We start from the raw sequence: 20,660 nt of genomic DNA on the forward strand, positions 1-20,660 counted from the left end.
CAGCGATATCTATTAGGCAATGCATCATAAACAAAGCGCCTATCAAATGATAGACGCCTTACTTGAAATCTTTAATTATTTCCACTGTCTACTTGACGGGGGGCAGTTCATTATGGGGTGTCCCTCTCTTTTGGGTAACCGTTATAATCTTAATGAATAGAATATAAGGAAGATAAATTATTAATATTAGGAGGAGTGAAACATGATTATATGGCGAAATAAATGAAGAAAACATATATTTTTATAATTTGTGTAATTGCATTAATGTTTATAAACACTTCTTCAAGTTTAGCGAATACCGTTATATATTCAATAGCTATTATTCCATTAGCTATTGTACTGGGAGATCAAACCACTAGTATATCAGACTATATAGGACAAAAAAAAGGTGGACTTTTAGCCGCTACAGTTGGCAATGTCCCAGAGCTTATGATGGGCATATGGTCAATAAAGTATGGAATGATACCTATGGTTCAAGCCTCTTTAATCGGTTCAATTGTTAACAATATGCTTTTAGGCCTTGGAATAGCAGTGGTCTTTGGCGGATTTAAGTTTAGAGAGCAGAGTTTTAACAGGATAATAGCACGAACGAATTTCAATATGTTATTACTCGCATTGTCATCAATGGTAATAATAGCAACATTAAATAGCTATGCTGTAGTTAAGGAGCCGATTCTCATATCCATAAGTGTGAAAGTTGCTTTTTTACTAATAGGTATTTATATCTTAGGGTTAATATTTTCATTATATACTCATAATAATTTATTTGTTGTAAGTGAACATAAGGAAGAAAAAAAAGCTACCAATGTTAAGAAAATAATTGAAAGCTCTATAACCTTAATTTGTATATCCGTTTTACTTTATTTTATCAGTGATAAGTTGATTTTTAACATTAGAGATTTAACAAAAGACTATAATATATCACAAGAGTTTATAGGTATAATTTTAATTCCGCTTTTAGGTAATATAGGAGAAAATTGTTCTACTATAATGTGCGCAATGCAAAATAAGGTAGATATGAGTTTAGAAACTGCCATAGGGTCTAGCATTCAAATTTCGCTTTTTGTTACTCCAGTGCTTGTAATATTCTCTTGTTTTATGGGTTTAAATATGACACTTCTATTTCCCGTTTTTCATATAATAATGTGCAGCATTGCTGTTGGAATGTCATTTTTAGTATTTCAGGACGGTAAAACTTATTGGCTAGAGGGTAGCATTTTAGTTACTACCTATATAATAATTACTTTGGCATATTATTATATTGCATAGCATAATTTAATTCATATAATAATATAATTAAACTAAAAGGTGATTATTTGGCACATAGAAGAGTGATTGAGACTTATTACAATGATATAAATAATTTAGCAGATATTTTAACTAAATTAGTTAGTTCTTATAGGCTAATGGTAGGCGGAGCAGATGAATTAAATAAAATTGCATTATCTAAAAAAAGTGATGTTAAGGATGCACTTAAAAGAGCTGATAGTTTAGGATCCATTATTGACGAAACAATAAAGGTATTAGATGATGCGAGTTATAGTTATATGTCTTATTGCAGAATGAAAACAGAAATTATGAAAGACAAGATTCAAATAGAGTTTATAGAATCAGAGATTGATGAAGATTTAAGATTAAAAGATTAAAATATGTTCGAAAGTATGTAAAAAAATAACTTATAGAATAAGTGTTTATTCTATAAGTTATTTTTGCAAAAAACATTAGATATTATTTAATGTTTTATTTACGTATTCCTGATCAATTTCTTCAAAAATATTAACAGGAATATTTCGGGATGTATTATAAACTTCATATTCGTCCATATTGTTTTGAATGCTATATTTATCACTACGAAGAAGGTAGTCATCGTTTTGGGAGATGTATTCATCGCTTCTAGTGATATTTTCATCTTCATCTAAATTAATTATTGGCATAGTTGATTGTATATAGTGATCGGGATAACAAATTAGCATAGTATTGCCTCCTATTTGTAATCTTCGCAGTAGATTTTAAAGTAAGCCTTTGGAAACTTACAAAGTGGGCAAAAATCAGGTGCTTCTTTTCCTATATGAATATATCCACAATTCATACATTGCCATTTTACATCAGTGTTTCGTTTAAACATCAAACCTGATATAAGATTCTCATATATTTTCATAAATCTCATTTCATGATTTTCTTCTACTTCTTGTAATTCTTTATAAAAATCTGCAATTTCTATAAAACCTTCTTGCCTGGCTTCTTTTTCAAATTGTTTGTATAACTTTGCACTCTCAAAAGCTTCGCCCTCGGCTGAATCTTTCAAATTATCTGCTGTAGTTTTATTCATTTTAAGAAACCTATTAAAAACTTCTCTTGCATGAGCTTTTTCATTGTTTGCAGTAGCTTCAAAAATAGAAGCCACATACTCATATCCCTCTTTTTCTGCTTTTTCAGCATAAAATGTATATTTGTTTCTTGCTCTTGATTCCCCAGCAAAAGTGCTGAGAAGATTTTTTTGTGTATTACTACCCTGCAATAACATTTTTATTCCTCCATTAAGTAATTTATCTTCTCTACTACTTTATTCATTAGATTTTTAAAGGTTCCAAAAAAAGAGTTACGGATAGTAATTCAGAAGTTATATATATGAATGGATGACGATTTTGTCTGATATCATAATTTAAAATTGTTATGTTAAAAGTAAGTTAAAATTTGATTAAATATATATAGTTGTAAATAAAAAGAGTTAAGATAAAATATATCTTAGTACTTTATTGTTTTGATTGCATGTGTTGTTATTTTATGTTAGATTGTCGAATGAGAGTGAATTTTGAAAACTCAAGAATATAAGAGAGGTGTGTATTGTGGAAAAAAACAGAAGTTTTATTAGGGTTGAAGGAATAGTTCAAGGTGTAGGCTTCCGTCCATTTGTATATAAGCTAGCAAAAACTTTTATGTTAAAAGGCTGGGTCAATAATAACTCTGAAGGAGTTTATATAGATGTTGAGGGGGTTAAGGAAGATATAGATAAATTTGTGCAATACATTAAAAATAATCCTCCACCTCTTGCGCGAATAGAAAAAATAACCGTGAAAGATGATAAAGTATTAAATTATTTGGATTTTAAAATTAGAGAAAGTGAACATTGTTTAGATAAAATTACTTTTATTTCACCAGATATAGCTACTTGTAGCGAATGCGAAGAAGATATACTAAATTCAAATAATAGGAGAAGAGGTTATTCTTTTACCAATTGTATAAATTGTGGCCCTAGGTTTTCTATAATTAAAGAATTACCATATGATAGAGATAAAACTACAATGAGTGAGTTTAAAATGTGTTATGAATGTAGTAGTGAATATTTAGATCCTACAAATAGGAGATTTCATGCACAACCAAATGCCTGTACTGAGTGTGGACCTGAACTTTGGATAGAGGATGCAAGCGGCAACAGATTAGATGTTGAAGACCCTATAAGTTTTGCACAAAATATGCTTCGCGAAGGAAAAATATTTGCTATAAAAGGTCTAGGAGGTTTTCATTTAGCATGTGATGGATTTAATGAAACTTCCGTGAGTAACTTAAGAGTTAGGAAAAAAAGATCATTTAAGCCACTAGCAGTTATGATAAAAGATATAGAAACAGTAAATAAGTATTGCAAAGTAAACCAGTTAGAAGAAAAAATACTAACTGGAATAAAAAAACCAATTGTCATTTTAAATCAAAAAGAAGAATATGATTTACCTCAAAATATCGCACCTAATCAAAATACAATAGGAGTAATGCTTCCATATACACCTATACATATTTTATTATTTTCACAAAAACTTGAAGTTCTTATCATGACTAGTGCAAATGTTAATGGTCTACCTATAGAGTATAAGGACGATTCCGCAAGGTCGGGCCTTTCTGGTATTGTGGATTATTTTCTTATGCATAACCGTGAAATACATGTACCAGTTGATGATTCAGTATTAAAGGTTGTAGATGAAAAACAGACAATTCTAAGAAGGGCCAGGGGTTATGTACCTGAACCTTTTAAGTGGAATAATAAAAGAAATATCTTAGCTTGTGGTCCCAATATGAAGAATACCTTTTGCATAAGTAAGGAAGGGTTTTTGTTTCTAAGCCAGTTCAATGGTAATCTCGAAAACTTAGAAACTTATGAACACTATAAAAAAAACATAGAGCATTTTAAAAAAATATTTTCTTTTTCACCCAAATATATAGCACATGATATGCATCCAGGTTATATGTCAACTAAGTATGCGATGAAATATGATTTGCCAAAGATTGCGGTGCAGCATCATCATGCACATATAGCTTGCAACATGTTTGAAAATAATTTAGAGAAAAAAGTTATTGGAGTTTGTTTTGATGGAACTGGTTATGGAACTGACGGTAAAATATGGGGTGGAGAATTTTTGATTTGCGACCGCCACGAATTTACAAGAGTAGCTCATCTTGATTATATAAAAATGCCTGGAGGAGAAAAAGCTATTAAAGAACCCTGGAGAATGGCAGTTTCTTATCTTTATAAGGCTTTAAGCAAGCAAAAAAGCGAAAAAGAAGTTACGGATATGATTTCTAAGTTATATGGTAATAAGGCTATCACTCTAATTAATATCTTAAACTCAAACATTAATTGCAGCGAAACTTCAAGCATGGGTAGGTTATTTGATGCTATGTCAAATATAATTGGAATTACAGATGTTGTTACATACGAGGGGCAGGCTTCAATTGAGCTTGAAGCTATATCAGATATAGATATTGAAGGATCATATACTTATAAAGTAACAAAACAAGATATGTATATTATAGAGCCCTATGAAATAATCATTGAGGCTCTAAATGACAAAACAAAGGGTGTATCAGCTAAAATTATTGCGTCTAAATTTGAGAACACTATTGTTGATTTAACTGTAAATGTATGTCTGCATATCAGAGAAGACTCAGGTATAAATGAAGTAACGCTTAGTGGTGGGGTTTTTCAAAATTCGTTTCTACTTAAAAAAATCTGTTCTAACCTTGAGAAGAATAATTTTGAAGTTTATACTCATAAGGACTTACCTTCTAATGATGGAGGAGTAGCAATTGGGCAGATAATTGTAGCTAATGAGATAATAAAAGCTAATGAGATAATAAAAGCTAATGAAATAATTGAAAATGATTTATAAAATCTTGAACAGATCCTATAAATTCAAAACAATATTTATAATAAAAAGATAGTAGTTTAAAAAAGCTGCTATCTTTTTATTAATGTGGAAAAATATTTTAAAAACTCCAATATAATTATTTAATTGAAAGTTAAATTATACATAACATAACTTAACAATAATTAACGTTATATACATTTTGACGACATATTTTGCATGTATATTGTTGTTAAAGGAAAACTGTCGACAGTTTTTTAAAAGTTAAAGGAGGATATTTATGAAAATAAGTAGAAGAGATTTTTTAAAGTGGTCTGTTGCGGCAGCTGTTGCTTTAAATGTAGATTTTGATCTTGCAAATGTAAACACTGTTCTTGCTGCGGAAACAGATCCGCCAATAATTTGGATTCAAGGTGCAGGCTGCTCAGGATGTACAATCTCCGCTTTAAACGTAACTAATCCAGCTACTATCGATGATGTACTCTTAAATAAAATAAGCATGAAATATAATAGCACACTAATGACAGCTTCATCGGATCTTGCAATGAAGACATTAGACGAATGTGCAACTCAATATAAAGGCCAGTTTATACTTGTTATAGAGGGTGCTGTGCCTACTGGTGCAAGCGGGAATTATTGCATAATTGGAGAGGTGAATGGGGCTCCTTTAACAATGCAACAAGCTGTTTTAAAATATGGTCCAATGGCTAAATATGTAGTAGCTGCAGGAACTTGTGCTTCCTTTGGTGGAGTTTCAGCTGCATTTACAAATAATACGGCATGCCAAAGTGCTAAAACTATACTAACTGGGAAAACAACTAACCCTGTAGTAAATTTACCAGGTTGTCCAGTTCATCCTACTGTTTTGATACAATCTCTTTTGGATCTGATTTTGATCGGTAAACCAACAGTGGATTCAAACAATAGACCTACTAAATATTATGGCCAATCTGTACATAACGCTTGTCCTCGAAAAGGAACTGGTAACGCTCCCCAAATAGGATCAGCAACGGGATGTTTCAGGCCATTTGGATGTAAAGGACCAACTACTCAAAATGTATGTCCATCAATGAAATGGAATAATGGACAAGCTTGGTGTATAGGAGTTAATTATCCTTGCATAGGATGCTCAAATCCTACATTCCCAACTAATGCATTATTATAGGCTTATCCCAAAAATAATTTATTTAAGAAAGGAATGATAATAGATGAGTACTATAGTATTAGATCCAATAACAAGACTTGAAGGACATTTAAAGGTATCGGTAACTCTTGACGCTAGTAACATTGTAACAGCTGCGGAGACTACGGGTAATTTATTTAGAGACTTTGAAAACATGCTTATAGGCAGAGTACCAAAAGATGCGGCATTCTTAACACAAAGGATTTGTGGACTTTGCCCGGTATCCCATGCAATTGCATCTTCAAAGGCGGTGGAAGCGGCTTCAGGGTTTACTCCAAATTTGCAAGCACTTCTTTTAAGAGATCTTATTCAAGGAGCTAACTATTTATCGGATAACATATTACATTTTTATCAATTAGCATTAATGGATTACGTTAAGGGACCAGAGATGCATCCTTGGACTCCAGGATACAGTCAGGATTTTAAGTTTAATGCTACTGATAGCCAGACTTTAATAAATAATTATGTTACGGCTTTGTCTATTAGGAGAAAAGCACATGAAATGGGTGCAATTTTTGGTGGTAAGCTTCCACACGTGGGCAACGTAGTTCCAGGTGGGGTAACTGCTATTCCAACTTCAACAGATATTACAAATTTCAGGAATTACTTAAATACTGTTACATCGTTTATTACAAGCACATATAAAAATGATGTTAATTTATTAGCATCAACCTATAGTGATTACTACAATGTTGGAAAGGGGTATGGTAATTTAATAGCCTATGGAGTATTTGATACAAATACAACTGGTGGGAAGCTATTCCCTGCAGGTACTGTAACAAACGGAGTTGTAGGAAGTTTCGCGACCGCTAATATAAAAGAATACGTAGGACATTCTTGGTATACATCACCTTCTGGTGTTAATCCAGCAAGTGAAATAACAACTCCAAGCTACGGGAAAACAGGAGCTTATACCTGGCTTAAGGCACCAAGATATAATGGTACTCCTTATGAAGCAGGAAGCATCGCAAGAACTTGGATAAGTGGAGATTATAAAAATGGAGTTTCTGTAATGGATAGACATATGGCTAGATATATTGAAACGGCTAAGATAGCGGCTAATATGCAGACTTGGCTCAATCAAATAGTAGTTGGAGCAAGTGCGTTCTCGAACCTTGGTGCACCAACTTCAGGAAGCGGAGTAGGTTTAACAGAGGCACCTAGAGGAGCTCTTGGACATTGGGTTTCCGTTGCAACTTCGAAAATATCTAAATACCAAATAGTAACGCCAACTTGTTGGAATGCTTCACCAATGGATGATGCAGGAAATGTGGGACCTATTGAAAAGGCCTTAATTGGAACTCATGTTGCAGATATGGCGCAACCAGTGGAACTTTTAAGAATAGTACACTCATTTAACCCATGTACAGGATGTTCTGTTCATGTAATGTCTCCAGAAGGAATTGAAATGTCAAACTTTGTAGTGAAACCGCTATGAGTTTAATTATTAAGGATACTGTCATCATCGGTATAGGAAATATTTTACTTCAAGATGATGGCGTGGGAGTACATGTGATAAAGCAACTAGAAAATGAAAAACTTCCGTCTACTATTGAATTAGTAGATGGAGGTACTTCCACATTAGATATGCTGGGTTTCTTTCTGGATTATAAAAAAATTATAGTTGTAGATTGTCTAAGGGCAGGTTTAGAACCTGGGACAATATACAAAATAAAACCTGAAGATATTAAAAGTTATAAAAAAGAAAATCTTTCTATCCATGATGTTCAAATATTGGACGTCGTACGAATGGCAAACATGATGAACAAGTATCCGCAGGTGATTATATTTGGAATTGAGCCAGAAAAAATAGCTGTAGGTTTAGAAATGACGCAGACTATGGTTACTAAGATTCCAGAGATAATTTACAATATAAAAAAAGAAATAGAAATTAATTAGGAGATAAATATGCATGAAGTTTCTATAATTCAAAATGTTGTTGAAATAGTATTAGAAAAAGCAGCTGAAAACAAATTTACTAAAGTTAACAAAGTATCATTAAAAATAGGAGAATTAGCTGGAGTTATGACAGACTCTTTAAACTTTGCATTCGAAAATTGCATAATAGGTACAATGATTGAAGGCTCAATTTTAGAAATACAAAAGGTAAAAGCAATAGCGAAGTGCGAAGACTGCAAACAAGAATTCCCAATTGACCATTTTAATAAACTTTGTCCATGCTGTAATAAATTCTGTTCAAGTATTATTAACGGGTATGAGCTTTATATAAATACAATAGAAGGAGATTAGAATATGAGCGAAATAAAGGTAGTTACGAATATTCTTCAAACAAATGATGCGATAACCGCTAAAAATAAAGATTTACTAAATGACAAAGGTATTTATGTAGTAAATCTAATGAGTTCGCCTGGTTCAGGTAAGACATCGCTACTTGAACTAATAATTGCTAAGCTTAAAAACGATATAAATATTGCTGTAATTGAAGGAGATATTTATACCACAAAAGATGCGCAGAGGATAGAAGCGCAAGGCGTTCCTGTAGTTCAAATTAATACTGGAGGGGCTTGTCATCTTGATGGTGAAATGATAAAAGGTGCATTAAGTTCATTAAACCTTGATAAAATTGATTTGCTTGTAATTGAAAATGTAGGTAATCTAGTTTGCCCTGCTGAATTTGAAATTGGTGAAGATATAAAAATCTGTGTTTTATCGACCACCGAAGGTAATGATAAACCTTTGAAATACCCGCTTATGTTCGAAAAAAGTGGTGCTGTTATTTTAAACAAACTAGATTTAATAGACTACACTAATTTTGATAAAGAAGAGTTCTACAGAGATATAAAATCTTTAAATGCAAATGTTGATACATTTGAGACTTCTTGTGTAAAAGATCAAGGTATAGATGAAATATGTTTATGGTTAGTGAGTAAAATAGAAAACAAGAAAATAAAAGCTAAATAGAAATAAAGAATTAAATAAAAGGAGGAATTTTATTATGCCAAGAATAGGTTTTCCAGAGCTTGCAATAATATTAGTTATTGCACTTATAATTTTCGGACCAGGTAAGTTACCGTCCCTCGGTAAGTCAATTGGTGAAACAATAAAGGAATTTAAAAAGGCATCATCGGAGCTCATGAATGAAAACAAAACAGAAGCTAAAACAGATAACCAAGAATCAACTAAAGCAGAAGTTAAAGTAGAAGAAACTAAAAAATAAGAAGTAAAATAATTTTTATGGAGAAAAACTATGATAAAAAGTGAACTAATTGTTCAGGCTGCTCACTGGCTTGAAAAATTCAGAAAAACTATCCTTTGGATAATTTTAATTATTATTGCAGCAACCTCCCTTGTATATTTAGAATCTAATTTGTTAATTAGTGTACTTGCAAAACCGCTTAATGGAATACAATTACATTTTATGACTCCTTCAGAAGGATTAATGGCAAAGATAAGGGTTTCTGTCTTAGGAGGGCTAGTAATAGCCTCACCTGTGATTATTTTGTTAATAATACAAGCAACTGGACCAATACTCACAAAGAAAATTAAGAAACTTTTGATATTTGTTATTATCCCTTTATCTTTTGTCCTTTTCGCTTTTGGAATGTATTTTGGATATACACTGGTTTTGCCTACTACTATAAAATTTCTTATGGATACTAGCGATGGGTTTATGAAACCAATACTATCTGCAAATGAATACTTTTCATTTATAGGATCATTACTTTTTTGTATAGGGATAATATTTGAACTTCCACTAATATTGATAGCTTTATCAAGAATTGGAATTATTAATTTCAAAATGCTTAAAAAAGCAAGGAAGATGACAATTTTGTTTTCGTTTATAGCTGCAGCTTTGATAACTCCAAGTTCAGATGCTTTTACTTTAATGATTGTAACTTTGCCAATCTTAGCTCTTTACGAAATAAGTATTTGGTCGATATTCTTACTTGAGAAAAAGGATAAACGAAAGAAAAACAAAGAAGTTCCAAAACAAAGATAATATAAATTTTATGAGGTGAAGGTATGGCAGCAAATGAAATGTCTGTAGTAGATCATTTACATGAGTTAAGAAAAAGATTAATAATATGTGTTATAAGTATTTCTGCTGCTGCTTTTTATACTTATGATAAGGTTAATTATTTAATTAAAATTATTATGAAACCTATAGCTAAATTTAATTTTAGTCTAGTATATTTTAAATTAACAGAAGGGTTTGTTACAAGAATCGAGGTTTCTTTTATAACCGCGATTATCATAACTAGCCCTATTATAATATACGAAATATTGGCTTTTGTAGGAGCTGGTTCAACAAAGAAAGAAAAAAAGTTTTTATATGTGAATGTTTTTATTATTTTGAGTTTATTTATAATTGGAATAGTTTTTGGATACACAATGATATTGCCTCATTCACTTAGCTTCTTAATTTTATATGGAAGCACTTATCTTAAACCAGTATTAAATGGTAGCACCTATTTTAATTTCATAGGCATTTTTTGCCTTTATACAGGGATTATGTTTCTGATACCATATGTATTAGTTTTATTAGGGAAGCTTTCTCTAATAAGTTCTAAGATTTTAAGGAAAAAGCAAATTCCGGTTATATTAGGAGTGCTAGTGGTTGAGGGAGTGTTATTACCTTCAGTGGATTTTCTTACATTTGTTGTGGCAGCGTCTCCTGTTTTATTAATGTATGAAGTAAGTATCTGGGTAATATATTTAAATGAAAGAAGAAAAAGGAGGAGAGACCATGTGCCTAGCGATTCCAGGAAAGGTTTTAAGAATAGATGGAAGTAAAGGTATTGTTGAGGTTGGAAACATGAAAAGAGATGTGTTTATGCATCTTGTTCCAGAGGCAAAAGTAAACGAATATGTACTTGTGCATGCAGGTTGTGCAATACAAATGATAGATGAAGACGAAGCAAAAATAACTTTGGATATTTTAAAGGAGCTAACCCAAAATGAAATTTGTTGATGAATTTAGAAACAAAGACTACTCTAAAAAACTAGTTAAAAAGTTAAATGATATTTCAAGTGAAAAGATCAATATTATGGAAGTTTGTGGTACACATACTATGGCTATATTCAGATATGGTATTAGGGACATACTTCCTCCAAATGTAAATTTGATATCAGGACCAGGTTGTCCTGTGTGCGTTACACCACAGAGTTATATAGATACCGCAATAACTCTTAGCGCCAAAAAAGATGTAATTATAACAACATTTGGAGATATGATGCGGGTTCCTGGGAAAAAAGGTTCACTAAGCAAGGCAAAGGCAGAAGGCGTTGATGTAAGAATAGTATACTCACCAATGGATTGTCTTACTATTGCTTCACAAAATCCTTCTAAAAAAATAGTTTTTTTGTCAGTAGGTTTTGAAACTACTGCTCCTATGACTGCTATTACGGCTATAGAGGCTAAAAAAAACAATATAAAAAATTTATTTTTCTTTACAGCACACAAGATAGTTCCACCAGCTATGGAAGCTTTAGTTCAAGATAAAGAACTTAAAATTGATGGGTTTTTATTACCAGGTCATGTTTGTGCAATTATAGGTTCGGATCCCTATGAATTTCTTAGTGAGAATTATAACATTCCTGGAGTAGTTACAGGGTTCGAGCCTATTGATATACTTCAAGGGTTAAATACATTAGTAAGCTTAATAAGCAAAAAGGATTATAGAATTGAGAATGAATATAAAAGAATAGTTAAAACTGATGGTAACCCCATAGCTTTAGAATATTTAGAAAAAACTTTTAATATTGTTGATAGTAGTTGGAGAGGACTTGGCAGAATACCTAAAAGTGGTCTGGAATTGAATAGTGAGTATGAAGATTTTGATGCACTTAAGCATTTTAAAATAGATTATGAAGAATATGATGGTAGTCCTGGTTGCAAATGTGGAGAAATACTTAAGGGGAAAATTAAACCAACAGATTGTCCACTTTATAAAAAACTTTGCACACCAGAAAATCCAGTTGGTTCATGCATGGTTTCATCAGAAGGTACTTGCGCAGCATATTATAGGTACCATAAAGACGCACACTAAATAAAGGGAGGATTTTCAAATGGACGACAAGATAACTCTAAGTCATGGAAGTGGCGGTTCGGAATCTAATAAATTGATTAATGAAGTGTTTTTCAAATATTTTAATAACGATATTTTAAATCAAATGAATGATGCGGCTCAAGTTGATATAGATTTTAAAAAACTAGCTTTTACTACGGATTCTTTTGTAGTAAATCCAATATTTTTTAATGGTGGTAATATCGGTAAATTAGCAGTTTGTGGCAGCGTAAATGATTTAGCTGTAAGTGGAGCAAAACCACTTTATTTAACAAGTGCTTTTATTATTGAAGAAGGTTTTTCTATTAAAGAATTAGAAGAGATTGTGAAGTCTATGTCGGATGAAGCAAATAAAGCAGGTGTAAAAATTGTAGCTGGTGACACAAAAGTTGTAGAAAAAGGAAATGTGGATGGGATTTTTATTAATACTTCTGGTATTGGTAGGATTTATGAAAATGTTAATATTAATTGCGCCAATGCTGCAGTGGGAGACGTAGTGATAGTAAATGGAACACTCGGAGACCATGGAATGACAATAATGTGTGAGCGAAATAAACTTGGGCTTGAAGGAAATCTAAAAAGTGATTGCGCTTGCCTTAATTCATTAGTAGACGTAATGCTTGAAGCTTACCCTGGAATTCATGTTATTCGTGATGCTACAAGAGGTGGAGTGGCGGCAGTCCTTAATGAAATTAGTGAATTTAGCGATGTAACTATAGCCCTTGAAGAAAACAATTTACCACTTAAAGAAGAAGTAAAAGGTGCCACTGAAATGCTTGGACTCGATCCATTATATATTGCTAATGAAGGAAAACTTTGTGCTTTTGTACCAGAAGCATATGCTCAAAAGGTGCTTAATGCAATGAGAAAACATCCTTTAGGATTAGAAGCCACAATTATCGGAGAAGTTACAATGGAATTGGGGAATAAAGTTTATTTAAACACAGTAGTCGGTGGGAAAAGACTAGTTGACATGCCATCTGGGATCCAGCTTCCAAGAATATGTTAAAGGATCAAACACCAGGGTGGCTACTAAAAAGTGGAGAAATGGGAATGTGTCCATGTGGTTGCACTGGTAAAAGGAAGAAAGTAAGTTTTTTAGAAAAGACTATTAATGATATTGCCAAACTTATAAAGGAAGTAATTTTTTTCGAAGACATATCATTTCAAGATGGTTTCTTGCAAAAATTGGATCCTAGGGTGAAAGTAATATCTTTGATTATACTGATTTCTACAGCTACTTTGCTTCACAATGTATTTATTTTAATTATTATATATTTGATATCATGTATTTTAGCAAAGATATCATGTATATCATTAAAATTATATTTTAAAAGAGTATGGCTGATTATACCTCTTTTTACAGCGATTACGGTATTGCCATCAATTTTTAATTATGTTAGGCCCGGAAATAGTTTAATTTCGATTATAAACTTCGGACATAAGTTATATTTAGGTCCATTCACATTTCCAGCAGAACTTGCAATTACAAAACAGGGCGTATCAGGAGCTATACTCTTAATAGTCAGAGTTGGGATTGCAGTTTCTTTAGCTTTTTTATTTACAGCAACTACACGTTTCGCTAATTTGATGAAGGCATTTAGAGTTTTGTTTATACCAAAAATATTTATAACGATACTAGAAATGTGTTATCGTTATATCTTTATATTACTGAATATTACAACAGATATGTTTGTAGCAAGGAAAAGCAGGACTTTAAGAAAAATTGATTCAAAAGAAGGCAGACGTTTTGTATCTAGTGCAATGGGAAGTCTTTTTGGCAAAAGTTATGCATTAAGTGAAGAAGTGTATGAAGCAATGTTATCAAGAGGTTATAAAGGTGAGCCAGTTATTATGAACAAGTTTAAATTTACGCTGCTTGATTTTCAATGGCTTCTGGGCGTAGTAATTTGTACTCTCACAGCTTTTGGAGGTGAAATAATTCTTGGATAAGAGAAAAATAATGGAGATTCACGATGTTTCATATGAATATATAGCGGATGAACCGGTACTTAAAGATATAAATTTAAATATTTACAGTGGCGAAAAAATAGTTATTCTAGGGGCTAATGGCTCAGGAAAGTCTTCACTTCAAAAAATTCTTAATGGCTTGATATTTCCAAGTAAAGGCGAATACAGGGCTTTTGGTCAACTTGTTACAGAAGAGACATTAAATGATGAGCAGTTCTCGCAATCGTTTCGCCAAAGGATTGGATATATATTTCAAAATTCGGATGCTCAATTGTTTTCTGCCAATGTATGGGATGAAATCGCATTTGGACCTTTACAGATGAAGCTTGATTTTAAGGAAGTAAATGATAGGGTAAAAGGAGTTATTAAAATGCTTAACTTGGAATCATTAAAAGACAGGCCGCCATATAAATTAAGTGGAGGTGAGAAAAAGAAAGTAGCTATTGCCTGCGTTCTATCAATAAATCCTGAAGTTTTGATATTGGATGAGCCAACTAACGGCTTAGATCCACGAACTCAAAGATGGCTGATTAACCTATTGGTAGACCTTAATAATGCAGGTAAAACCTTAATTACGTGTACTCATGATTTGGATATTGTTTGCGAAATTGCAGATAGGGTAATAGTATTTAATGAAGACCATAACATAGTTGCAGATGGATTGCCTGCGGATATTTTATCAAATAAAGAATTGTTACTTTCTGTAAATCTTATTGATGAACATTACCATAGTCATGTTCACGTAGCAAAGCCGAGCGAAGATCATGATCATTTTCATAGTCATGAATAGAAATTTAGCTTAGATATTATTTTTAGATATAGTAAACGAATAGGCCAATCCAATAACATTTAAATTTTAGGAGGAGATATTATGCACATACCTGATGGATATTTAAGTCCCCAAACTTGTGCAATAATGGGAGCTGTTATGGTTCCTGTAATGGGGACTGCAGCAGCAAAACTAAAAAAGACGTTAAAGGACAAGCAAGTTCCACTACTAGCAATTGGAGCAGCTTTCTCATTTACAATTATGATGTATAACGTGCCTATACCCGATGGTACTTCAGCACATGCAGTTGGAGCTACAATTTTAGCAATCGTTTTGGGTCCTTGGGCTGCCACTGTAGGGGTAAGTATTGCACTCATAATTCAAGCATTTTTCTTTGGTGATGGTGGTATTTTGACGCTTGGTGCTAATATATTCAATATGGCATTTGTGATTCCTTTTGTGAGTTATTATATATATAAGTTAATAGCTGGAAATTCTAAAATTTCTTCAAGGCGCAGATTTATTGGATCAATCATAGCAGGATATGTTGCTATGAGTATTTCAGCCTTATGTGCTGGAATAGAACTTGGACTTCAACCATTATTATTTCATAAACTTGATGGAACTCCATTGTACGCACCATACAATCTGATGCAAGCCGTGCCAGCTATGATGTTTGCTCATATTATTGTAGCAGGCCCCTTGGAAGCCGTGGTAACAGGATTTGTAGTTAAATATATGCAAAAATCAAATCCCGCTATGCTTAAGATTTATCCACCTAAAAAATCAGAGGTTGAGAGTTTGCAGGTTATAGGTGGGTTAAAGAAGTACTTTCATGTTTTAATCGCTTTAATAATTTTTGCTCCTCTCGGACTATTAACTCAGGGAAATGCCTATGGAGAATGGTCTGGCGATGAAATAAAATCAAAGATTGGCTTTATTCCAGAGGGAATGAATAAGTTTGGCGATAAATGGAAAGCATTGTTTCCAAATTATTCTGTGCCCGGGGTCAAGAGTACTTTGGTTAATTCATCTTTAGGTTATATATTTTGTGCAATTACTGCTCTAGTAATAATACTTACGATAACTGCAGTTATTAGTTTTCTGAGTAAAAGAAGATATTTATAAACAGTTGAAAAATGAGATACTAAAAAAACATTAAAGAGTTTAGTTCCATTTTAACTTCTCGAGTTCAATATGACTTCTATACCAATCATCATTTTTCAAAAGCATTTCAGGCGAGCACACATTTTTAACCATGCCATCTTCTAATATAGCAACAGTGTCACAGTCAATCATAGATGATAAGCGGTGAGTTATAGATAATATTGTATGGGCATGACTTGCCTTTTGGAGGACTGATATAAACTTTTTCTCTGTAATAGAATCAAGATTTGCAGTGATTTCGTCAAGTAATAGTATAGGCGGATCTGTCACAATTGCTCTTGCAATTGCAAGGAGCTGCTTTTGACCTTGTGAAAAAAGTGAATCACTAGTGACCTCCGTATCGATACCATTTTCGAGAGCCACTACATAATCTGTTAGTCCCACAAATTCTAGTGCATTTTCAATTTGATTCTTTTTAATGTTCTCATCTTGCAGACTAATTTGATCAGCCACTGTTCCGTTAATCATATGAAAGCTTTGGTTAACATATCCGAACATTTTACGTTTTTCAGAGTTTGATATGTTATAAACATCAATGCCATTTATGGTGATACTTCCATTTGAGGGCTTTAAAAACCCCATAGCAAGTTTGAACAATGTTGATTTTCCTACACCCGTTCTTCCTACAAATGTAACCTTTTCACGAGGATTTAAATGAAGACTAATGTTTTTTAAAATATCAGCACCTTTTTCATATTGAAAAGACACATCATTAAAGGATAGTCTTATATCAGCGCGACTTGGAATAATATCCTCTGCTTTAAGATTGCTAAGCGAGCATTGGTCTTCAGGCAAGTTATAAAAGTCATTTACTCTATGGATGCCAGACACTGCCTGCTGAATGTTTTGAAGCTCCATGCCAAGATTTTCTATAGGAGTAAATAGATTAGAGATTAACTCAATAGAGGCAGCGACCATACCTAGTGATATACCCAAATAGTTTAGTTGTCTTGAGGACAGTAGTACAATTAAGCCAATTACTAAAGCACGAGTAAGCTGGATTATTGGAGAAAATACAGAATCATAAAAATTTACTTTTTCTATGGTTTTATAGTTATCTAACAAATAATTTGAATAGTTCTTTTCCATATAGCTTTCTTTACTGTAGGATTTAATCATTTGTATATTTTTTAAACTTTCTGAAATATGATTATTTACCTTGCCAACTAAAATTCGATTTTCTATTTGAGCATTTAGCATTTTCTTTTGAAAAACTCTAGTAATAACATAAATAATAGGCAATAAAAATAAAGTGAAAGTTCCAAGCTTTGTACTGAATGTCCAGATAGAAGCAACGATTCCTACAACTTTGAGGCAATCAATCATCATTCCGATAATTCCACTTGTAAACATGGAACTTATTGAATCTACATCATTGGTAAATCTTGAAACAATTGTACCGGTACCATTTGAGGAAAAGAACATGGCATTTATTTTTTTTAACTTTTCCATCATTTCAAGTCGAATTTCTTTGGTTATTTTTTGACCTAGAACGGTAAGTACAGTATTTTTCATAAAATCAAAGATACCAATAAAGAGTAGTACGCCCATATAAATAATTGCTAAGTTAAGTAGTTTATCACTGGCTTTAGGTACAAGGATATGATCTACAATATATTTTAAAATTTGAGGAGGGATTAAACTTGCTATAACAACACCACAAATAGCAAAAATCAATAACACATCAATTTTTATGTTTTTCTTCATAACTTTAATAATAGAATTTTTTACTAGACTACTTCTCATAGGTGTCACCTCCAGTAGATTGTAGATTAAAGATTGATTTATAAACCTCAGAGCTTTTAATCAGTTCACTATGAGAACCATAATCTACTGTTTTATCTTTGTGGAGATAGATAATTTGGTTAATTTCACTAAAAATAGTTAAGCGGTGTGAAATTAGTATAATTAGACTGTTTTGATAATTATTTTTAATGTTTTTAATTATTTCTTGTTCCGTTTTCATATCGACTGCTGAAAATGGATCATCTAGAACTATAATTTTGCTTTTGTTTATTAGGGTTCTTGCAAGTGATATCCTTGATTGTTGACCGCCACTTAGCCTAGTTCCACTGTTACCAACTAATGTGCTTTCTCCAAGAGGCATCGATGATAAATCAGTATCGAAGCAAACATCCTTTAAAACAGAAGAAATGTCTTTACCATTTCCAAGGGTTATATTGTTATAAATGCTGTCAGTTAGTAATTGAGGATTATGACCGAGATAAGAGATCATATGGCTTCGCTCATATTCAGAGTATGTATTAAGCTCTTTGTCATCGATCTTAATACTGCCGATATAAGGATACAATCCAAGGAGCGATAAACCAAGTGTAGATTTACCAGATGCAATAGACCCAGTGACACCTATGATTTCTCCTTGATTTCCTTCAAAACTAATATTTTTTAATATATTCTCTTTACCCTCTGGATAACAAAAACTAAAATTGTTTACTGAAATTTTTGTATTATCCATATGGATGTTGGTTGTGGTATTTTTGCTTTGGTATAACGAAAGATATGGCTTAATACGTTTCCATGATATTTGTGATTTTTGCACAGAATTAAATAAATTAGCTGCTTTACTTGCCTTAGTTGCTATAGCGGCGAACATAATAAGATAAGTGGAAAAGTTACCTACAGTCCATCCACCATTAATTACATTCGTAGCTCCAAGGTAAATTACCGTTATTATTCCGAGCATTGCAATAACATTATAAATTGGCTGCATGGAATTTTCTAAGATGTTAGATTTAATAGCCTTATTTTGCAAGTCTTCTAATTCAATATTATATTTGACTAGATTTTGATCTTCCATGCCGTTTGCACGATATAACATTGCATTCTCAATGGTATCATAAGTAATACTAGCAACATAGCTGCTTTTGCTGCGATAGGCGATGGTATATTTGTAAATAATTTTTTTTAGTTTTTCAGCAAGCATCATTGCAACGGGAATAAAAAGGCAAGATAGAATAGTTATTTTTAAATCATAGACAAGCATTGATATGAAATAGGAGGCCATTAGTACACCAGTATCAAATATCTCTGTGGTGAATTTGCGCATACCTTCAACGCACAGGTCAACATCAGAAATGGCTCTAGTCATTAAATCCCCCATGTTTTCCTCATCCAACTTTTCAATGCTTTTATGCATTATGTTATTGTATATCATAAGCCTCATGGTAGCACTTGTACTATTGGCAAATCGTCTTATGTAAAAACGCTTAAAGTAGCGCATCAATTGAATTATGGATATAAGTGCTATAAAGGTAATCGCAAGTATTACTACAGATCGCAGGTCGTAACCGCTAATAATGGAGTCAATTAACTTTCCCTGATAAATTGGTCCAAGAATCGTTGCACTATTAAAGGTTAAGCCAAATATTACAATACATGTTACAACAAATTTTTCTTTTTTCCAATAATTAATGATTTTATCTGGTTGTTTCATAGGTTTAATCGTAAGCTTTGCCATAATAAGTATCATCTCCTTTATGTTATTTATATGTATAAAGGAATTAAAATGTTCATTTTAATTCCTCGCTATTTTATTTTAATATATCCCAATTCTTAAGCTAAATATAATGCTTTTTTAATCCCATTTTAATCTTAAATATCTATAATATGAAACATAGAGAAATTTACACAAATTCATAATAATCAAAGGAGAAAAATATGGATATTTTAATGAGCTTTATAAATGGATTAATGCATATTGATAAGTATTTAGCTTTAATAATACAGCAGTATGGGGTAGTAACATACGTTATTATTTTCTTAATTATATTTATTGAAACAGGTTTGGTTATTACACCATTTTTGCCAGGTGACTCAATGTTATTTGCAGCAGGAGCACTTGCAGGGATCGGATCAATGAATATATTTACTCTTCTAATTGTAGCATATATAGCAGCAGTACTTGGGGATACTGCTAATTATTATATTGGCAAAAATATTGGTAAAAAGATATTCTCAAAAGAAAAGGTTAGGTTTATAAACAAGGATTATATAATAAAAGCACAGACATTTTATGAAGAGCATGGCTCAATGACAATAGTGATTGCTAGATTTATTCCTATAATTAGAACCTTCGCGCCTTTTGTTGCAGGTATTGGTGAAATGAATTATTCGAAATTTATACCCTACAACATGATTGGTGGGGGACTATGGGTTAGCTTATTCTTAGGTGGGGGTTACTTCTTTGGAAGTTTATCTTTTATAAAAAATCATTTTTCATACATGTTAATAGCTATAATTATTGTTTCAATACTGCCAGGAGTTATAGTATTTATAAAAGAAAAGAGAAAAACAAATGGGGACAATGAAGAGGGGGACGCGAGTACTGATATTTAATAGTGCTAATATTAAGATAACTATAGGCGTATATTTTTGACGGGGTTTGG

The 20,660-nt window shown here is 32.2% G+C and carries 22 protein-coding genes; 18 read left to right on the forward strand and 4 right to left on the reverse strand.

The window, feature by feature from the left end; translation table 11 throughout:
• Positions 1-222 precede the first annotated feature (222 nt).
• Both cax and KPL55_RS14755 read left to right on the forward strand, forming a co-directional pair.
• The gene (cax, locus tag KPL55_RS14750) at positions 223-1,269 is read left to right on the forward strand and encodes a calcium/proton exchanger (RefSeq protein ID WP_216307504.1); all 1,047 of its coding nucleotides are present in this window, start codon (positions 223-225) and stop codon (positions 1,267-1,269) included.
• A 47-nt stretch (positions 1,270-1,316) separates the two neighbouring features.
• Positions 1,317-1,646: a hypothetical protein gene (locus tag KPL55_RS14755; protein ID WP_216307505.1), complete on the forward strand. Its 330-nt coding sequence runs from the start codon at positions 1,317-1,319 to the stop codon at positions 1,644-1,646.
• A 75-nt stretch (positions 1,647-1,721) separates the two neighbouring features.
• Here the strand turns inward: KPL55_RS14755 and KPL55_RS14760 are convergent, their stop codons facing one another.
• Positions 1,722-1,973, reverse strand: a complete 252-nt coding sequence (locus KPL55_RS14760; RefSeq protein ID WP_216307506.1) for a hypothetical protein — start codon at positions 1,971-1,973, stop codon at positions 1,722-1,724.
• Positions 1,974-1,984: 11 nt separating this feature from the next.
• On the reverse strand, positions 1,985-2,524 hold the full coding sequence (rbr, locus tag KPL55_RS14765; RefSeq protein WP_216307507.1) for a rubrerythrin: 540 nt from the start codon (positions 2,522-2,524) through the stop codon (positions 1,985-1,987).
• Positions 2,525-2,846: 322 nt separating this feature from the next.
• Between rbr and hypF the strand changes: the two genes are divergently transcribed.
• The 15 genes from hypF to cbiM all read left to right on the forward strand — a co-directional run bounded on the left by hypF (position 2,847) and on the right by cbiM (position 16,215).
• Entirely contained in the window at positions 2,847-5,159 is a 2,313-nt protein-coding gene (gene hypF / locus KPL55_RS14770) for a carbamoyltransferase HypF (RefSeq protein WP_312887304.1), read from the forward strand.
• A 256-nt stretch (positions 5,160-5,415) separates the two neighbouring features.
• On the forward strand, positions 5,416-6,300 hold the full coding sequence (locus KPL55_RS14775; RefSeq protein WP_216307508.1) for a hydrogenase small subunit: 885 nt from the start codon (positions 5,416-5,418) through the stop codon (positions 6,298-6,300).
• 43 nt (positions 6,301-6,343) lie between these two features.
• Positions 6,344-7,756 carry a nickel-dependent hydrogenase large subunit gene (locus KPL55_RS14780; RefSeq protein ID WP_216307509.1) on the forward strand — a complete coding sequence of 471 codons (1,413 nt, stop codon included), beginning with the start codon at positions 6,344-6,346 and terminating at the stop codon, positions 7,754-7,756.
• Positions 7,753-8,217 (forward strand): HyaD/HybD family hydrogenase maturation endopeptidase, encoded by a 465-nt coding sequence (locus KPL55_RS14785; protein ID WP_246599523.1) that lies wholly within the window; start codon positions 7,753-7,755, stop codon positions 8,215-8,217. Before KPL55_RS14780 ends, KPL55_RS14785 begins: the two co-directional genes overlap by 4 nt.
• A 9-nt stretch (positions 8,218-8,226) precedes the next feature.
• Entirely contained in the window at positions 8,227-8,568 is a 342-nt protein-coding gene (hypA, locus tag KPL55_RS14790) for a hydrogenase maturation nickel metallochaperone HypA (RefSeq protein ID WP_216307510.1), read from the forward strand.
• Between the two features lie 3 nt (positions 8,569-8,571).
• A complete protein-coding gene (gene hypB, locus KPL55_RS14795; RefSeq protein WP_216307511.1) occupies positions 8,572-9,240 on the forward strand; it encodes a hydrogenase nickel incorporation protein HypB in 669 nt (222 codons plus the stop codon).
• Positions 9,241-9,274: 34 nt separating this feature from the next.
• Entirely contained in the window at positions 9,275-9,496 is a 222-nt protein-coding gene (gene tatA, locus KPL55_RS14800; RefSeq protein WP_216307512.1) for a twin-arginine translocase TatA/TatE family subunit, read from the forward strand.
• Positions 9,497-9,526: 30 nt separating this feature from the next.
• Positions 9,527-10,279 (forward strand): twin-arginine translocase subunit TatC, encoded by a 753-nt coding sequence (gene tatC, locus KPL55_RS14805; RefSeq protein WP_216307513.1) that lies wholly within the window; start codon positions 9,527-9,529, stop codon positions 10,277-10,279.
• A 23-nt stretch (positions 10,280-10,302) separates the two neighbouring features.
• On the forward strand, positions 10,303-11,073 hold the full coding sequence (gene tatC / locus KPL55_RS14810) for a twin-arginine translocase subunit TatC (RefSeq protein ID WP_216307514.1): 771 nt from the start codon (positions 10,303-10,305) through the stop codon (positions 11,071-11,073).
• On the forward strand, positions 11,027-11,251 hold the full coding sequence (locus KPL55_RS14815; protein WP_216307515.1) for a HypC/HybG/HupF family hydrogenase formation chaperone: 225 nt from the start codon (positions 11,027-11,029) through the stop codon (positions 11,249-11,251). Before tatC (KPL55_RS14810) ends, KPL55_RS14815 begins: the two co-directional genes overlap by 47 nt.
• Complete coding sequence (gene hypD, locus KPL55_RS14820) at positions 11,238-12,329, forward strand: hydrogenase formation protein HypD (RefSeq protein ID WP_216307516.1); 1,092 nt, start codon at positions 11,238-11,240, stop codon at positions 12,327-12,329. Before KPL55_RS14815 ends, hypD begins: the two co-directional genes overlap by 14 nt.
• 19 nt (positions 12,330-12,348) lie before the next feature.
• Positions 12,349-13,356, forward strand: a complete 1,008-nt coding sequence (hypE, locus tag KPL55_RS14825) for a hydrogenase expression/formation protein HypE (RefSeq protein ID WP_216307517.1) — start codon at positions 12,349-12,351, stop codon at positions 13,354-13,356.
• Positions 13,350-14,300 (forward strand): cobalt ECF transporter T component CbiQ, encoded by a 951-nt coding sequence (gene cbiQ, locus KPL55_RS14830; protein WP_216307518.1) that lies wholly within the window; start codon positions 13,350-13,352, stop codon positions 14,298-14,300. Before hypE ends, cbiQ begins: the two co-directional genes overlap by 7 nt.
• Complete coding sequence (locus KPL55_RS14835) at positions 14,293-15,108, forward strand: energy-coupling factor ABC transporter ATP-binding protein (protein ID WP_246599525.1); 816 nt, start codon at positions 14,293-14,295, stop codon at positions 15,106-15,108. Before cbiQ ends, KPL55_RS14835 begins: the two co-directional genes overlap by 8 nt.
• A gap of 81 nt (positions 15,109-15,189) precedes the next feature.
• On the forward strand, positions 15,190-16,215 hold the full coding sequence (cbiM, locus tag KPL55_RS14840; RefSeq protein WP_216307519.1) for a cobalt transporter CbiM: 1,026 nt from the start codon (positions 15,190-15,192) through the stop codon (positions 16,213-16,215).
• Between the two features lie 39 nt (positions 16,216-16,254).
• On the opposite strand, the gene KPL55_RS14845 is transcribed toward cbiM, so the two are convergent.
• Positions 16,255-18,000, reverse strand: a complete 1,746-nt coding sequence (locus KPL55_RS14845) for an ABC transporter ATP-binding protein (protein WP_216307520.1) — start codon at positions 17,998-18,000, stop codon at positions 16,255-16,257.
• Positions 17,990-19,732, reverse strand: coding sequence for an ABC transporter ATP-binding protein (locus KPL55_RS14850; RefSeq protein WP_216307521.1), 1,743 nt, complete (start codon positions 19,730-19,732; stop codon positions 17,990-17,992). Before KPL55_RS14850 ends, KPL55_RS14845 begins: the two co-directional genes overlap by 11 nt.
• Positions 19,733-19,932: 200 nt before the next feature.
• On the opposite strand from KPL55_RS14850, the gene KPL55_RS14855 reads away from it, so the two are divergent.
• Positions 19,933-20,610: a DedA family protein gene (locus KPL55_RS14855; RefSeq protein ID WP_216307522.1), complete on the forward strand. Its 678-nt coding sequence runs from the start codon at positions 19,933-19,935 to the stop codon at positions 20,608-20,610.
• Positions 20,611-20,660 lie beyond the last annotated feature (50 nt).

The sequence above is a fragment of the Clostridium lacusfryxellense genome (genome assembly GCF_018861735.1).
Classification (GTDB): Bacteria; Bacillota; Clostridia; order Clostridiales; family Clostridiaceae; genus Clostridium_AD; species Clostridium_AD lacusfryxellense.

Bases quoted from the DNA above. Each gene is read 5' to 3' on its own strand.
- KPL55_RS14850 (WP_216307521.1), bottom strand. From the start codon at position 19,732: ATGGCAAAGCTTACGATTAAACCTATGAAACAACCAGATAAAATCATT.
- hypB (WP_216307511.1), top strand. From the start codon at position 8,572: ATGAGCGAAATAAAGGTAGTTACGAATATTCTTCAAACAAATGATGCG.
- KPL55_RS14815 (WP_216307515.1), top strand. From the start codon at position 11,027: ATGTGCCTAGCGATTCCAGGAAAGGTTTTAAGAATAGATGGAAGTAAA.
- tatC (WP_216307514.1), top strand. From the start codon at position 10,303: ATGGCAGCAAATGAAATGTCTGTAGTAGATCATTTACATGAGTTAAGA.
- KPL55_RS14760 (WP_216307506.1), bottom strand. From the start codon at position 1,973: ATGCTAATTTGTTATCCCGATCACTATATACAATCAACTATGCCAATA.
- KPL55_RS14775 (WP_216307508.1), top strand. From the start codon at position 5,416: ATGAAAATAAGTAGAAGAGATTTTTTAAAGTGGTCTGTTGCGGCAGCT.
- KPL55_RS14855 (WP_216307522.1), top strand. From the start codon at position 19,933: ATGGATATTTTAATGAGCTTTATAAATGGATTAATGCATATTGATAAG.
- cbiQ (WP_216307518.1), top strand. From the start codon at position 13,350: ATGTTAAAGGATCAAACACCAGGGTGGCTACTAAAAAGTGGAGAAATG.
- hypD (WP_216307516.1), top strand. From the start codon at position 11,238: ATGAAATTTGTTGATGAATTTAGAAACAAAGACTACTCTAAAAAACTA.
- KPL55_RS14845 (WP_216307520.1), bottom strand. From the start codon at position 18,000: ATGAGAAGTAGTCTAGTAAAAAATTCTATTATTAAAGTTATGAAGAAA.
- tatC (WP_216307513.1), top strand. From the start codon at position 9,527: ATGATAAAAAGTGAACTAATTGTTCAGGCTGCTCACTGGCTTGAAAAA.
- hypE (WP_216307517.1), top strand. From the start codon at position 12,349: ATGGACGACAAGATAACTCTAAGTCATGGAAGTGGCGGTTCGGAATCT.
- tatA (WP_216307512.1), top strand. From the start codon at position 9,275: ATGCCAAGAATAGGTTTTCCAGAGCTTGCAATAATATTAGTTATTGCA.
- cax (WP_216307504.1), top strand. From the start codon at position 223: ATGAAGAAAACATATATTTTTATAATTTGTGTAATTGCATTAATGTTT.
- KPL55_RS14780 (WP_216307509.1), top strand. From the start codon at position 6,344: ATGAGTACTATAGTATTAGATCCAATAACAAGACTTGAAGGACATTTA.
- hypA (WP_216307510.1), top strand. From the start codon at position 8,227: ATGCATGAAGTTTCTATAATTCAAAATGTTGTTGAAATAGTATTAGAA.
- rbr (WP_216307507.1), bottom strand. From the start codon at position 2,524: ATGTTATTGCAGGGTAGTAATACACAAAAAAATCTTCTCAGCACTTTT.
- KPL55_RS14785 (WP_246599523.1), top strand. From the start codon at position 7,753: ATGAGTTTAATTATTAAGGATACTGTCATCATCGGTATAGGAAATATT.
- cbiM (WP_216307519.1), top strand. From the start codon at position 15,190: ATGCACATACCTGATGGATATTTAAGTCCCCAAACTTGTGCAATAATG.